Source organism: Camelimonas abortus, from assembly GCF_042432745.1.
Lineage (GTDB): Bacteria > Pseudomonadota > Alphaproteobacteria > Rhizobiales > Beijerinckiaceae > Camelimonas > Camelimonas abortus.
The window spans coordinates 385,492-399,159 of the sequence record NZ_JBHLWR010000006.1 but is presented as its reverse complement, the minus strand read 5'-3'; the positions used below and the strand labels follow the sequence as shown (position 1 = coordinate 399,159).

12 protein-coding genes are annotated in these 13,668 nt (G+C 71.7%); 5 read left to right on the top strand and 7 right to left on the bottom strand.

Translation table 11 applies throughout. The features are described 5' to 3' along the window. Positions 1-17 precede the first annotated feature (17 nt). The gene (locus ACFFJB_RS04175; protein ID WP_376832532.1) at positions 18-500 is read left to right on the top strand and encodes an arsenate reductase ArsC; all 483 of its coding nucleotides are present in this window, start codon (positions 18-20) and stop codon (positions 498-500) included. Between the two features lie 32 nt (positions 501-532). On the opposite strand, the gene ACFFJB_RS04170 is transcribed toward ACFFJB_RS04175, so the two are convergent. From ACFFJB_RS04170 to ACFFJB_RS04155, 4 genes are all read right to left on the bottom strand, one after another. Next, complete coding sequence (locus ACFFJB_RS04170; protein ID WP_376829753.1) at positions 533-1,252, bottom strand: TerC family protein; 720 nt, start codon at positions 1,250-1,252, stop codon at positions 533-535. A 201-nt stretch (positions 1,253-1,453) separates the two neighbouring features. After that, positions 1,454-2,641, bottom strand: coding sequence for a serine hydrolase domain-containing protein (locus ACFFJB_RS04165; RefSeq protein WP_376829751.1), 1,188 nt, complete (start codon positions 2,639-2,641; stop codon positions 1,454-1,456). A gap of 60 nt (positions 2,642-2,701) precedes the next feature. Beyond that, positions 2,702-3,310, bottom strand: a complete 609-nt coding sequence (locus tag ACFFJB_RS04160; protein ID WP_376832530.1) for an NUDIX hydrolase — start codon at positions 3,308-3,310, stop codon at positions 2,702-2,704. 77 nt (positions 3,311-3,387) lie between these two features. Next, a complete protein-coding gene (locus ACFFJB_RS04155; RefSeq protein ID WP_376829749.1) occupies positions 3,388-4,923 on the bottom strand; it encodes an acyl-CoA synthetase in 1,536 nt (511 codons plus the stop codon). Positions 4,924-5,318: 395 nt separating this feature from the next. Between ACFFJB_RS04155 and ACFFJB_RS04150 the strand changes: the two genes are divergently transcribed. From ACFFJB_RS04150 to ACFFJB_RS04140, 3 genes are all read left to right on the top strand, one after another. Next, entirely contained in the window at positions 5,319-6,221 is a 903-nt protein-coding gene (locus ACFFJB_RS04150) for a DMT family transporter (RefSeq protein WP_376829747.1), read from the top strand. Between the two features lie 220 nt (positions 6,222-6,441). After that, positions 6,442-7,707 (top strand): alpha/beta hydrolase, encoded by a 1,266-nt coding sequence (locus ACFFJB_RS04145; protein ID WP_376829745.1) that lies wholly within the window; start codon positions 6,442-6,444, stop codon positions 7,705-7,707. A 116-nt stretch (positions 7,708-7,823) separates the two neighbouring features. Next, positions 7,824-8,027, top strand: coding sequence for a hypothetical protein (locus ACFFJB_RS04140; RefSeq protein ID WP_376829743.1), 204 nt, complete (start codon positions 7,824-7,826; stop codon positions 8,025-8,027). A 152-nt stretch (positions 8,028-8,179) separates the two neighbouring features. Here ACFFJB_RS04140 and ACFFJB_RS04135 read toward each other — a convergent pair whose 3' ends face one another. From ACFFJB_RS04135 to mscL, 3 genes are all read right to left on the bottom strand, one after another. Beyond that, on the bottom strand, positions 8,180-8,503 hold the full coding sequence (locus tag ACFFJB_RS04135) for a hypothetical protein (protein WP_376829741.1): 324 nt from the start codon (positions 8,501-8,503) through the stop codon (positions 8,180-8,182). A gap of 148 nt (positions 8,504-8,651) precedes the next feature. After that, positions 8,652-8,966 carry a GCG_CRPN prefix-to-repeats domain-containing protein gene (locus ACFFJB_RS04130; protein ID WP_376829739.1) on the bottom strand — a complete coding sequence of 105 codons (315 nt, stop codon included), beginning with the start codon at positions 8,964-8,966 and terminating at the stop codon, positions 8,652-8,654. Between the two features lie 348 nt (positions 8,967-9,314). Continuing rightward, on the bottom strand, positions 9,315-9,728 hold the full coding sequence (mscL, locus tag ACFFJB_RS04125) for a large conductance mechanosensitive channel protein MscL (RefSeq protein WP_376829738.1): 414 nt from the start codon (positions 9,726-9,728) through the stop codon (positions 9,315-9,317). 261 nt (positions 9,729-9,989) lie between these two features. Between mscL and ACFFJB_RS04120 the strand changes: the two genes are divergently transcribed. Next, positions 9,990-13,526, top strand: a complete 3,537-nt coding sequence (locus ACFFJB_RS04120) for a PAS domain-containing hybrid sensor histidine kinase/response regulator (RefSeq protein WP_376829736.1) — start codon at positions 9,990-9,992, stop codon at positions 13,524-13,526. The last annotated feature ends 142 nt before the right edge of the window (positions 13,527-13,668 follow it).

Genomic DNA, 13,668 nt, shown 5'->3' with positions numbered 1-13,668 from the left:
TCGCGGCGCCTCCAGTCATGGCGCCGGCGGCGAACCCGCCGGACGCCGCCGGCAGGAAACCGGCGAGCCGCGTGCAGGCCACGCTGTTTCTCTGCGCCTTCAATTCGGTGCGCTCGCCCATGGCCGAGGCGCTGGCCCGCCACTACTTCGGCCGCAGCCTCTACGTGCAGTCGGCCGGCGTGCGCAAGAAAGATCCCGACCCCTTCGCCATCGCCGTTCTGGACGAGCTGGGCGTGGACGCCAGCCGCCACCGCCCCCGCACCCTCGCCGAGCTGGAGGAATATGAGGGGCTGAACTTTGACCTCATCATCACCCTGTCGCCGGAGGCCCACCACGCGGCGCTGGAGCTGACGCGCACCAACGCCGTGGAGGTGGAGTACTGGCCCACCCCCGACGCCACCGCCGCCCAGGGCTCGCGCGAACAGGTGCTGCAGGCCTATCGCGAGGTGCGCGACCTGCTGCAGGAGCGCATTCTGGCGCGCTTCCGCGATCACGCCTGAACGGCGCCCGGCGCAAGCCGCGCCGGCGCGGATCAGATGCCGCCCCCGGCCTCGGCTTCGGCGCGCTTCGCCCGGCGGCGGCGCTGGCGCTCGCGCGCCAGCCAGCCGAGGGCCAGCACCACGACGACGCCGGCGACTTCGGCGGGAATCTTCCACGCCGCGGCGGTCTCCGCGCCAAGATGGCGGCCGGTCCACGGATCGGTGACGACCATGCCGCCGGCCACCCAGCCCAGCAGCGCCGCGCCCACCCACACCAGCACTGGCAGGCGGTCCAGCAGCCGCACCAGCATGTTGGCGCCGAAGATGATCAGCGGGATCGACAGCGCAAGGCCGAACGCCAGCATGCCGACGTGATCCTGGGCGACCGCGGCGATGGCGATCACATTGTCGAGGCTCATCACCGCGTCGGCCACCACAATGGTCCACACCGCGCCCCACAGCCTGCCGGATTCACGGATGTGGGCGTGCTCCTCCCCGTCCTGCCCCCTGGCGAGGCCCACGGCGATTCGCACCAGCAGCAGCGCGCCGATGATCTTCAGGAAGGGCGTCTGCAGCAGCTGGATGATGAGCAGGGCGAAGAGCACGCGCAGCATGATGGCCGCCGCCGCGCCGAGAATGACGCCCCACCTGCGCTGCTTTTCAGGAAGGCCGCGGCAGGCCAGGGCGATCACCACCGCGTTGTCGCCGGACAGCACCAGATCGATCCAGACGATCTTGGCCATGGCGACGAGTTCAGGCCAGACAGCGCTCATGCCGGCTCCGTTCAGTTTCGCGCCGGCTCGGCGAGCGGGCGCCGGGCGTGACGCCCGCGACAGTCAGGACAGGCCGCACGGCCCTGGCGGAGGCGCGCCGCGGACCGGAAGACCGCCGCGCGCCCCCGTTATTATTCCATACGGCCCGTGTCTGCACGTGGCCGGAGGGCCGCGCCCGGGCGCAAGGCGCGGACGGGCGGCTCAGTCGGCGAAGGCCGCATAGGCGAGATTGCGGAACAGCAGCCGGTATTCCTCGCGCAGCTCCGGCGGAACCTGGATCATCAGCAGGGCGAAAAACTCCTCCTGCGGATCGACCCAGAAGGTGGTGCCGGCGATGCCGCTCCAGAAATACTGGCCCACGGAGCCTGGCGTGGGCGAGAGGCCCGGAGCGGCGCGCACCGCAAAGCCGAGGCCGAAGCCGTGACCGGGCGGCAGCAGGTCGGAGCCGACGCGCGCGCCCGGCGGCAGGTGATCGGCGGTCATGAACGCCACCGTCTTGCGGCTGAGCAGCCGCGCCGGGCCCAGCGCGCCGCCGTTCTGCAGCATCTGGATGAAGCGGGCGTAGTCCATGGCGGTGGAGACAAGGCCGCCGCCGCCGGACTCGAACGGATAGGGTTTCGTCACGTCCAGCAGCTTCACCGGCGCGCCGGTGAGCGGATGCACGGGCAGCGGCTCGGCCAGCCGGTCAAGCGCCTCGGGGCGGACGCAAAAGCCGGTGTCAGTCATGCCCAGCGGGCCGAAAATGTTGTCCTGCAGCGCCTCGCCGAGGCTCTGGCCGGTGATGACCTCGACGATGGCCCCGAGCACGTCGGTGGAGCGGCCGTAATCCCACTGCTCGCCGGGGTGGCTGTTCAGCGGCAGCTTCGCCAGCGCCTCGGCGTGCTCCATGCTGGTCCAGTTGCGGCGGAAGATCTTCGCGTCCATGTAGAGCTTCTGCAGCTCCGGCGCGGCGAGGAATTCATAGCTGAGGCCGGAAGTATGGCGCAGCAGGTCGTGCACGGTGATCTCCCGGCGCGGCTCCTCCAGCTGCATGCGGCCGTCGCGCACGACGCCCACCTTCACCCCGGCGTAGGCGGGAATGTATTTCGACACCGGATCGGTGAGCAGCAGCTGGCCGCGCTCGGCCAGCATCATCGCCATCACCGACACCACCGGCTTGGTCATGGAGTAGCAGCGGAACACGGCGTCCGCGCGCATGGGGTCGCCGGAGACCGGATCGCGCGCGCCCACCGCCTCAAGATGGGCGATCTTGCCGTAGCGCGACAGCAGGAACACCGCGCCGGCGAGGCGGCGGCGCTCCACGTGCTCGCGGAACACGGCGCCGATGCGCGCAAGGCGCTCCGCGGAAAACCCGGCTTCTTCCGGCCGGATGACTGGCAGGCTGCTCATCTGGACGTTTCCCTCCCCTGCGCGCCCGGCCGCCGGCGCGGGCGGCGCGACATGCGTGGCCTATTTCCACGCGAACACCGGCTGCTCCAGCTCATGCACGCGGGTGACGCGGCCGGCGAGCGCCTCGCGAAACTGGTAGATCACCGCCGCGGTCGGCGCATGGATGTGGCTTTCGCCGAGGCGCAGGCGGATGACCTTGCGCGGGCTCTCCGGGATGTCGACGAAGCTCACCACGTCATGGCGCGTCACATGGGCGAGCGGAATGAAGTGCACCGAGGCCACCTCCGCCGGATTGGGGACGACGGCGCCCGGATCGCCCGCCCAGGTCACCACCGGCGTCATCAGATAGCCGGAGCGGGTCGGATAGTCGTCGAGCACGCCGAGCACGGCGCTTTCATCCAGCGCCAGGCCAATTTCCTCCCGCAGCTCGCGCAGCGCCGTCTGGGTCACCGTCTCGCCAGGGTCGCAGCGCCCGCCCGGCAGGGCCCACTGGCCGCCGTGCGAGCGCAGGCCCCGGGCCCGTCTGGTGAGCACGAAGGCCAGCTCGCCGCGCTGTTCGGGGTGCTCCACCACCGCCAGCGCCACCGCGGCGCGCTTCAGCCCCGCGTGGTCACGCTCCAGCGACAGGCGCTCGAAGCGGGCGAAAGCGCGGGCCATGCCGGCCCGCATCTCCTCGAAAATGTCGGTCACTCCTGTTACGCCCCGTACTGTCGCCGGCGCCGCGCCGCGACCGCCGCCCGCGGCCCTCACGCGCCGGTCTCCTTCACGAACTGCCCGCGCAGGGTGGGCTTGTGCACCTTGCCGGTGGCGTTGCGCGGCAGCGCCTCCACGAACACGACGTCGCGCGGGCACTTGAAGCGCGCCAGCCGGCCGCGGCAGTGCCCGTGCACCTGTTCCGCGGTGAGCTCCATGCCGGGCTTCACCACCACGACGGCGAGGCCGGTCTCGCCCCAGCGCCCGTCGGGCACGCCGATCACCGCCGCCTCCGCCACCTGCGGCAGCTGGTAGAGCACGTCCTCCACCTCCGCCGGGTATACGTTTTCGCCGCCGGAGATGTACATGTCCTTCCAGCGGTCGACGATGTAGTAATAGCCCTCCCCGTCAACGCGCACGGCGTCGCCGGTGTGCAGCCAGCCGTCGGTGAACGAGCTCTCGTTGGCGTCAGGCCGGTTCCAGTAGCCGGGGGTGACGTTGGGCCCGCGCACCCACAGCTCGCCGATCTCGCCCGGGGCGGCGTCCACGCCGTCCTCGCGCACCACCCGCACCTCGGTGTGCAGCACCGGCTTGCCGGCCGAGCCCGCCTTGCGGGCGGCGTCCTCCTGGTCCAGGGCGAGCACGGAGGGGCTGGTTTCGGTCATGCCGTAGCCCTGCTGCAGGGCCACGCCCCGCTCCTCCCAGATCTTCAGCAGCGGCACCGGCATGGGCGCGCCGCCGACGCCGCAGATGCGCAGGCCCGAAAGGTCGGCGCGCTCAAAATCGGGATGCTGGCACATGAACTGGTAGATGGAGGGCACGCCGAACAGCAGGTTGAGCCCCCAGGCCCGCTCGTGAACCAGCCGCAGCGCCTCGCCGGGATCGAAACTGCGCATGAGCAGCACCCGCCCGCCGGCGTGCAGCACCGGATTGACGTAACAGTTGAGGCCCCCGGTGTGGAACAGCGGCAGCGTCACCAGCTGCACGGAGGTGGCGTCCACCCGCGCCACCGCTCCCAGGTTGACGCAGTTATAGAAGGTCATGCCGTGGGTGATCATCGCCCCCTTCGGCCGCCCGGTGGTGCCGGAGGTGTACATGATGGTGGAGACGTCGTCGTGGGTGACCACGGCCCATTCCGTGCGCGGCAGCGGCGCTTCGGCGGCGAGGGCGGCCTCGAAGCCGCCGTCCGGGCCCAACAGCAGCGCCGCCGGAACGCCGCAGGCTGCGACCACCTCACGGGCCAGCGGCTCCAGGCTGGAGTCGAACACCATGACGCGCGGAGCGCAGTCGCCGACGATATAGTTCAGCTCCGGCGCGGTGAGGCGGACGTTGAGCGGCACGAAAATGGCGCCCAGCCGGCCGCAGGCGAACTGCACCTCCAGCGTTTCGGTCGTGTTCAGCGCCAGCACCGCCACGCGGTCGCCGGCGCCGACGCCGAAGCGGCGGCGCAGCGCGGCGGCGAGGCGGCCGATGCGCCCGTCGAACTGCGCGTAGGAGGTCTCGCACCCGGTCGCCAGATTCACCACGGCGAGACGGTCAGGCGTGCGCGTCGCGTGATGCGCGATCCAGTCGTAGTAACGGACGGCCATGGACGTTTCCTCCAGCTCCGCCCCGGGTTCTTGTCTGTGGCGGGGCACGTCGCCGTTCAGGGTTCTACGAAATTCCACCCCAGGCAAGGGCGCGCGGTCACGCCGCCGACGTCCGGCGGCGTCGGCGGCCGCGACGCGGGACCCCGCCGAGCCATGCGCGCCGCGCATTCCGCCGCGGGGGCGCCCCGCCGCCAGCGCATTTGTGATAACAGCCGCGCCGTTGCACAAGCTCATCCGGTCGCAAACGCCGGCGACCGGCAAGGCGCGGGCGCAAGCCGGGCGGCGCGCGCCGCCGCTGCGCGAACCGCGTTCCATCCAGTGGCGCAACCGGGAGGGGGCAGCCGCCAGGCGCCGCCGCAGGGCGGGGCGCGGCCGCCGGGAGACAGGCACGAGCAATGCAGGCTTACTCCACCCGCGCCAACCTGTTTCTCGTCACCCTGCTCGGCCTGATCTGGGGCTTCAACTGGCCCATCGTGAAGCTGGCGATCGTCGAATACGGGCCATGGACCACGCGCGCGCTCAGCCTTTCCGGCGCGACGGCGGTGATGGCGCTGATGGCGTGGCGGCGCGGCGACAGCCTGCGCCTGCCGCTGCGCCAGCAGTGGCGCGCCTTCGTTCCGGCTGTGGTCGGCATGGCCATGGTCAACATTCTCAACGCCTATGCGCAGATGGTGATGGCCACCGGCCGCACCGCAATCATCGCCTTCTCCATGCCGGTGTGGGCCACGGCGCTGGCGGTGGTCGTCCTCGGCGAGCGGCTGGACGGGCGGCGGGCGCTGGGGCTGGCGCTCGGCGTGTGCGGCCTTGCGGCGCTGGCCTGGCCGTCGCTGGCCCAGGGCGGCTTCTCCGCCGGCGTCGCCCTGGCGCTGGCCTCGGCCATCTGCTGGGCCTGCGGCGCGGTGTTCATGAAGCGATTTCCGGTGGAATCGCCGCCGCTCGCCTTCGCCACCTGGCAGATGGGCTACGCCGCGCTGCTGCTGACGGCGGGCATGCTGGCGTTTGAGGGTCCCGCGCCGGCGTGGCGCGGCTTCACCCCCGGTTTCTGGGGTCTCGCCTACAACATCGTCGCCGCCCAGGCGCTGGGCACCTGGATCTGGTTCGGCGTGCTGACGCGCTCGCCGGCCTCGGTGGCGGCCATCGGCACGCTGATGACGCCCGGCGTGGGCGTGGTGGGGGCCATGCTGCTGCTGGGAGAGATCCCCTCCCCGGCCGACTGGACGGGCCTGGCGCTGGTGGTGGGGGCCTGCGCCGTCGTGCTGGGGGCGCGGCCTGCGCCCGCGCCGCGCTCCGCCGCATGACGGCGGGCGGCGTGAAAAACAGCGGCGTGAACAGCGGGCGCGGCCGCATCCCGTCGCTGGCGCAGGCTGGAACGGCGCGCTAATGTTCGCGGCGACCACTGTCACGCATCATGCAACGTTCCCGATCCGCCGGCGGCGCCGGACCGGCCGGCCCCGCAAGGCGACGGCGGGAGGCCCGGAGAGCGTTGCGCCCGCCACGCCCCGGGAGCCAGACCGACGCATGCGCCGTTCCATTGTCATGGTCCTGATGTCCGTGCTCATCGCCGCCATGACGGCGGCGTGCGCGGGCCGCCCCAAGAACCTGCTCTTCCCGGCGGGAGACGTCGCCGCGCCCGGCGCCGCCCGGGTCAGCATGCTGGTGGCCACCACCCGCAATCCGCAGGGCGCGCTGCCCGGGCAGATCTTCACCGGCGAACGCGGCCGGCAGATCAGCTTCGCGGACATCACCGTGTCGATCCCGCCGGACTCCGCGCGCAAGATCGGCGAGGTGCAGTGGCCGAAGCAGCTGCCGGCCAACCCGGCCACGGATTTCGTCACCATCAGCGCCGACGTGCTGGACCAGAAACAGGCGCTGGCGGTGTTCAACCAGCGCATGCGGCGCATGGGCGAGCGGCGGGTGATGGTGTTCGTGCACGGCTACAACACCACCTTTGAGGAGGCGGTGTACCGTTTCGCCCAGATCATCCACGATTCAGGCGCGCCGGTGATGCCGGTGCTGTTCACCTGGCCGTCGCGCGGGCGGCTGCTGGCTTATGGCTATGACTATGAGAGCGGCACCATCTCCCGCGACGCGCTGGAGGGGCTGCTGCTGGCGCTCAACCGCGATCCCAATGTCCAGGAGATCTCGATTCTGGCCCACTCCATGGGCAACTGGGTGACGCTGGAGGCGCTGCGGCAGATGGCGATCCGCACCGGCCGCGTGGCGCCCAAGATCAACAGCGTGATGCTGGCCGCGCCGGACGTCGGCTTCGACGTGTTCCGCCGCCAGATCGCCGCCATCGGGCAGAAGCGGCCGCCGTTCGTCATCTTCACCTCGCAGGACGACGAGGCGCTGGCCATGTCGCAGCGGGTGTGGGGCGGCTCGCGCCTCGGCGCGATCGATCCCGACACCGAGCCTTACCGCTCGCTGCTGGCGCGCGAGGACATCACCGTGGTCGACCTGACCAGGCTGAAGGGCACGGACGCCTTCAACCACGGCAAGTACACCCAGTCGCAGGTGGTGCAGCTGATCGGCCAGCGTCTGGTGGCCGGCCAGACCCTCTCCGACTCCGGCGCGGGTCTGGGCGACCGCATCGGCCGCATGGCGGTGGGGGCGGCCTCCACCGTGGGCTCGGCGGCCAGCATCGCCGTCTCGGCCCCGATCGCCATCGTCGATCCGCGCACCCGCGAAGGGCTCGGCGACCAGCTCCAGGTTCTGGGCGCCAGCGTGGCCGACACCCTCGCCCTGCCGCCGCCGCGCAACGCCGGGCCGGCGCCCGCGCCATGATCCGCGCCGGCGTCGCCGCGCGGCCCGGCGGCTGGCGCACGGGGCCCCGCGCGCCGCCATCGCCAGACCTGCCGCCGGTCCGCCGGCGGCGCAACCTTCCTGACAGGCAGACTGACATGATGACCCCGCCCACCCGCACGCCGCGCTCCGCCGTCTCCGCTCCCGGGCGCGCCCGCGCCCGCCTCGCCCGGGCGCTGCTGCGCGGCGGCGCGGCGCTCGCCCTCGCCCTTGCCCTCACGGCCTGCGACAAGTGCGGCCGCCTGACGCCGGTCAACAAGCCGTGGAGCACGGCCTGCGAGTCCGGCCCCGCACAGCGCTGACGCGGACTGCGCCCACAAAAAAACGGCCGCTGCAGGCGGCCGCAGGACAGTTCTTGCACAGAGGTTCGGGCATGGCGCGGGCCGCATGCGCGGCGCGCCCCCGCAAGGCCCTGGCGGGGCGGGCTCCGCCGGCCGGCGGAGCCCTGTCCGCCTCAGCGGCAGACCCGCACGGGACCGCGCGGCGTGCTCTTCACATGGCAGCGCGGCGGCGGCGGCGGCGCGCGGCGCACGTGCGGCGGCGGCGCATAGCGGTGCGCGGCGCGCACGCAGCGGCCGCCCGGGCCGCGCACCCAGCCGGCGCCGCAGCCGCCGGCCGTGAGCGAAATGGCCGGATCGCCATGGCCGACCCCGGCGCCGAGAGCGCCGGCCGCCGGCGCGGCGGCCGCGCCGCCCGCAAACAGCGCGCCGGCGAACAGGGCGGCGACTCCCAGACCGAGCGCGCCGCGCGGCGCGCGCCTCACGTGAACTTCCGTCATTGGCATTCTCTCCTGCGCCGGCCGGCCGATCCGCCGCGCCGCGCTCCAGATTGGGGGGACGAACAAAAGCGTCCCCGGGTTAAGAAATTTCCCTGACGCCTTTCCCTCGCGCCGGCCGGGATGAGCCGGCCAGGAGCGTGCGGAGGGCTCAGCGGCAGACGCGCCGCGGTCCGTGCGGGGTGTGACGCACCACGCAGTGGCGCGGCGGCGGACCCCAGCGGTGGCGGTGATAGTGGCCGTGCCGGTAACGCGGCGGCGGCGGCCGGTGATAGACGCAGCGTCCGCCTCGCGTGCGGTAGCCGCCAGGACCGCAGCCCTGCGCGACTTCGGTGAGCAGGTCATGCTGCTGCGCCAGGCTCCTGGCGCCAGCCGCGCCGGGCGTGGTCGCGCCCGGCAGGGCCGCCGCGCCGGTGGCGAACAGGGCGATGCCGGCGAAAGCTCCCAGCAGTGCGTGCACTCTCATGGCGAAACCTCCGGTGAGCGCCATCATTACCGTAGGGGAACGTCGCCCCTGACGATTGGTTGCATCTCATCCGGAATTTTCGGCGCAAATTCGCAAGGCGGCGGGCAATTTCCGTTCAGGCGACCAAAGGCGAGAACATGGTGAACGCGGCGAAATTCACCAGCGCGCCCAGAGCCATGGCCGCCGCGCCGGCCGCCTCCCGCCCGCGGCGGCGGGGCGCGACGCCACATTTGCGCCCGAGAGGTAAAGGCGCGCCGCCCTCCCGTCCGCGACGACGCCCGGGCCCGGCGCCGGGGGCGCGGCGCCGGAAGGCCGCCTGCTGCGGGCGGAATGGCGGGCGGGGAGCGCTCAGGCGCCCTTCTGCTGCCTGAGCAGGTCGCGGATCTCGGTGAGCAGCTGCACGTCCGCCGGCGTCTCGGCCTTTTCCTCCTCCCTGGCGCGCAGGCGGTTGATGAGGCGCACGAACAGGAACAGCACCCAGGCGACGATGAGGAAATTCACCGCAAGGGTGATGAAGCGGCCATAGCCGATGACGGCGCCCTGCTTCCTGGCTTCCTCATAGGACAGCGCGGTGACGTCCTTGCCCAGCGGGATGAAATAGTTGGAGAAATCGAGGCCGCCGGTGATCCAGCCGATCACCGGCATGAACACGTCCGCCACCAGCGAATTGACGATATTGCCGAAAGCGGCGCCGATGATCACGCCGATGGCGAGATCGACGACATTGCCGCGCATGGCGAACTTCTTGAACTCAGTCAGCATGCGATGCTCCTCGGTCGTTGCAGGGAAACGCCGGCGCGGCGGGTAACCGGAACGGTCGGGGCGCGCCGCGCATCACGCGTCATGCTTAGCCCGAAACCGGCGTCCGTGGCATACACAACCATGAACGCGGTCGACGGAACATGAAAAATCCGGGAGCCGTTCCGCCCGGGCGGCGCGCCGCGGCCATGGCGGCGGGGCGCGGGCTGTCGTATGCTCCGCCCGGCCGCGCGGGGGGCGGCGACGCCGGAGAACGGACGCTCCATGCCTGACAGCTGGATGGTCGTTGCGACCGCTCTGCTTTATCTCACGTTCCTGTTCGGCGTCGCATGGACGTTCGGCCGGCGCCGGCGCAACTGGCTGGACGGCCGCGCCCGGCTGCTGGTCTATCCGCTGACGGTGGCGGTCTACTGCAGCTCGTGGACGTTTTACGGCTCGGTGGGCTACGCCGCCCGCTCCGGGCTCGACTTCCTCATGATCTATGTGGGCCCGGCGCTGGCGCTGATCTTCGGCGCGCCGCTGGTGATGCGGATCATCGCCCTGGCGCGGGCGCAGAACCTCACCTCCGTCGCCGACTTCGTCGCCGCCCGCTACGGCAAGAGCCAGAAAGTGGCGGTGATCGTGGCGCTGATCGCCATCACCGGCGTCGCGCCCTACATGGCGCTGCAGCTGAAGGCGGTGTCGGCGTCGCTGACCGTGTTCCTGCACGCCGCCGGCCAGGGCGACGGCGCCTGGACGCCGTGGACCAGCGCCATCACCGCCGCGGTGCTGGCGCTGTTCGCCATCGCCTTTGGCGCCCGCAAGGTGGACGCCACCGAGCACCAGGAGGGGCTGGTGGCGGCCATCGCCGTGGAGTCGGTGGTGAAGCTGGCCGCCTTTCTCGCCGTGGGCGCGTTCATCGTTTACGGCATTTTCGGCGGCATGGCCGACATCGTCGGGCGCGCCGGCGACGGTGGGCAGGATTTCTTCGCGCGCACGTCCGGCCCGACCACGCTGGGGGCGCTGGCGCTGCTCTCGGCCTGCGCGGCGCTTCTGCTGCCGCGCCAGTTCCACATGATCGTGGTCGAGAACCGCCGCCGGGACGACGCGCCCCGCATGGCGTGGATGTTCAGCGGCTATCTGGCGCTCATCAACCTGTTCGTCATTCCGGTGGCGCTGGCCGGGCTCGCCACGCTGCCGCCGGACACCGACCGGGACATGATGCTGCTGCAGCTGCCGCTGCAGCACGGCGCCGGCTGGATGGCGCTGGTGGCCTTCGTCGGCGGGCTGTCGGCGGCGACGGCGATGATCATCGTCGACTCGGTGGCGCTGGCCATCATGATCTCCAACGACCTGGTGATGCCGCTGGTGCTGCGCTGGCGCTCGGCGCGGGCGGCGCGCGGCTACCGCATCCGCACGGACATGGCGCCGGTGGTGCTGGGCATCCGCCGCTGCTCGATCATGCTGGCGATGGCGCTGGCCTACCTTTATAACGCCCATGCCGGCGAGGCGGCGCTGGTGTCCACGGGGCTGCTGTCGTTCGCGGCCATCGCGCAGATCGCGCCGGCTTTTTTCGGCGGCATGGCGTGGCGGCGCGGCACGGCGCTGGGCGCGGCCGCAGGCCTCGCCGCCGGCTGGCTGGCCTGGGCGTGGATGCTGCTGCTGCCGGCCATCGCCGATCCGGCCAGCCTGCGCGAGCCCTTCCTGACCGGCCCCTTCGGGGCGCACGTCATCAATCCGGCGCTGCTCACCGGCGCCGCGCCCGGAGACATCACGCCGGGGGTCCTGTGGAGCCTCGGCCTCAACATTGTCTGCTATGTGCTGTTTTCGCTTCTCCGTCCCGCCAGCGCCATCGAGCGGCTTCAGGCCCACGCCTTCCTCGCGCCGGAGCCCGGCATGAGCCAGAGCCCGGTGCCGATGCGCGGCATCGCCTCGTTCGACGACCTGTACCGGGCGGTGGCGCGCTATCTGGGCGAAGAGCGCGCGCGCGCCGCCTTCGACAGTTTCAGCGCCACCCGCAGCGCGCCCGCCTGCGGCCCGGCCCCCGCCGACATCCAGACCATCCGTTTCGCCGAACACCTGCTGTCGTCAGTGATGGGCGCCGCCTCGTCGCGGCTGATGCTGTCGCTGCTCAACAGCCGGGAGAAGCTGTCCTCACGCGACGCCATGGAACTGCTGGACGACGCCTCCGCCGCCATCCAGTACAATCGCGACGTCCTGCAGAACGCGCTCGACCACGCGCAGCAGGGCATCACCATCCTGGACCGGGAGATGCGCATCCTGGCCTGGAACAAGGCCTTCGTGGACCTCTACGACCTGCCGCCGGACCTGGTGCGCGTCGGCGTGGGCCTCGACGCCGTGGTCACCTTCAACGCCCGCCGCGGCGCCTATGGCCCCGGCAATGTCGACGACCTGGTGGCCGAGCGCCTCGCCAGCCTGCTCAGCGACGGCCCGCCGCAGCGGGTGAAGCTCTACCCGGGCAAAAGCGTCATCGAGATCCGCTCCAACAAGCTGCCCGGCGGCGGCTACGTCATCACCTACACCGAGGTGACCCGGGAGGTGGAGGCGGAGGAGGCGCTGGAGGCCGCCTACGCAACCCTGGAAAAACGCGTGGAGGAGCGCACCCAGGAGCTGATGCGCCTCAACGAGGCCCTCACCCGCGCCAAGGCCGAGGCCGAGGAGGCCAACCAGTCCAAGACCCGCTTCCTCGCCGCCGCCAGCCACGACATCCTGCAGCCGCTCAACGCCGCCCGCCTGTACGCCGCCGCCCTCACCGAGCGCATGAAGCCGGCGGACGAAGACCGCCAGACCATCGAAAGCATCGTCAGCTCCCTCGACGCGGTGGAGGAGATCCTCACCGCCCTGCTCGACATCTCGCGCCTCGACGCCGGGCAGATGCGGGCCGAGTTCACCATTTTCCCCATCGGGCCGCTGCTGGAGCAGCTGCAGCGCGAATTCGCGCCCATGGCCACCCAGAAGGGGCTGAAGCTGAGGGTGCTGCCCTGCTCGCTGCACGTGCGCTCGGACCGGCGGCTGCTGCGGCGGCTGCTGCAGAACCTCATCTCCAACGCCATCAAGTACACGCCCTCCGGCAAGGTGCTGGTGGGCTGCCGGCGCCGCGGCGACCGGCTGCGCATCGAGGTGGCGGACACCGGTCTCGGCATCCCCGAATCCAAGCAGCGGCTGATTTTCCGCGAGTTCCAGCGGCTCGACCAGGGCATGCGCGAGGCGCGCGGCCTTGGCCTTGGCCTCTCCATCGTCGAGCGCATCGCCCATGTGCTCAACCACAAGGTGTCGCTCAGCTCGAAGCCGGGCCGCGGCTCGGTGTTCGCCGTCACCGTGGCGATCCGCGAGCCGCTGCCCCAGGCCGAAAGCCGCGTCGCCCCGGCGGCGAGCACGCCGCTCACCGGCCTGCGGGTGCTGGCCATCGACAATGAGCCGGCGATTCTGGACGGCATGCAGATGCTGCTGGAAGGCTGGGGCTGCGACGTGGTCACCGGCCGCAGCCTCGAGGAGGCCAACCGCGCCCTCGGCGCGCGCCGCTTCACCCCGGACGTCATCATCGCCGACTACCATCTCGACGAGAGCGACGGGCTGGAGGCGATCACCCGCCTGCGCTGGCGGCTGGGACCGGAGGTCTACGCCCTGCTGCTCACCGCCGACCGCTCGCCGGAAGTGCGCGCCGCCGCCCAGGAGAAAAACGCCCACGTGCTGCACAAGCCGCTGAAACCGGCGGCGTTGCGCGCCCTGCTCACCCAGTGGCGGGCGCGGCTGGCCGCCACCGAGACGCTGCAGCGCGCGAGCCTGGACGACGACGCCTGACGGCCGCCGCGGCGCGGCCGCGCGCGGAACAGGAGACGGTCCGCGGCGCCGGCATGGCGACGCGGCCCGTCCGATTGCGCCGCAAGACCTTTTCGCCGGCCTGTCAGGAGGCCGCCCCGCCGGCCCCGGGGAAACGCCGCCC

Excerpts from the sequence above, each read along its gene's own strand:
- ACFFJB_RS04175 (WP_376832532.1), top strand. The coding sequence starts at position 18 with ATGGCGCCGGCGGCGAACCCGCCGGACGCCGCCGGCAGGAAACCGGCG.
- ACFFJB_RS04170 (WP_376829753.1), bottom strand. The coding sequence starts at position 1,252 with ATGAGCGCTGTCTGGCCTGAACTCGTCGCCATGGCCAAGATCGTCTGG.
- ACFFJB_RS04165 (WP_376829751.1), bottom strand. The coding sequence starts at position 2,641 with ATGAGCAGCCTGCCAGTCATCCGGCCGGAAGAAGCCGGGTTTTCCGCG.
- ACFFJB_RS04160 (WP_376832530.1), bottom strand. The coding sequence starts at position 3,310 with ATGCGGGCCGGCATGGCCCGCGCTTTCGCCCGCTTCGAGCGCCTGTCG.
- ACFFJB_RS04155 (WP_376829749.1), bottom strand. The coding sequence starts at position 4,923 with ATGGCCGTCCGTTACTACGACTGGATCGCGCATCACGCGACGCGCACG.
- ACFFJB_RS04150 (WP_376829747.1), top strand. The coding sequence starts at position 5,319 with ATGCAGGCTTACTCCACCCGCGCCAACCTGTTTCTCGTCACCCTGCTC.
- ACFFJB_RS04145 (WP_376829745.1), top strand. The coding sequence starts at position 6,442 with ATGCGCCGTTCCATTGTCATGGTCCTGATGTCCGTGCTCATCGCCGCC.
- ACFFJB_RS04140 (WP_376829743.1), top strand. The coding sequence starts at position 7,824 with ATGATGACCCCGCCCACCCGCACGCCGCGCTCCGCCGTCTCCGCTCCC.
- ACFFJB_RS04135 (WP_376829741.1), bottom strand. The coding sequence starts at position 8,503 with ATGACGGAAGTTCACGTGAGGCGCGCGCCGCGCGGCGCGCTCGGTCTG.
- ACFFJB_RS04130 (WP_376829739.1), bottom strand. The coding sequence starts at position 8,966 with ATGAGAGTGCACGCACTGCTGGGAGCTTTCGCCGGCATCGCCCTGTTC.
- mscL (WP_376829738.1), bottom strand. The coding sequence starts at position 9,728 with ATGCTGACTGAGTTCAAGAAGTTCGCCATGCGCGGCAATGTCGTCGAT.
- ACFFJB_RS04120 (WP_376829736.1), top strand. The coding sequence starts at position 9,990 with ATGCCTGACAGCTGGATGGTCGTTGCGACCGCTCTGCTTTATCTCACG.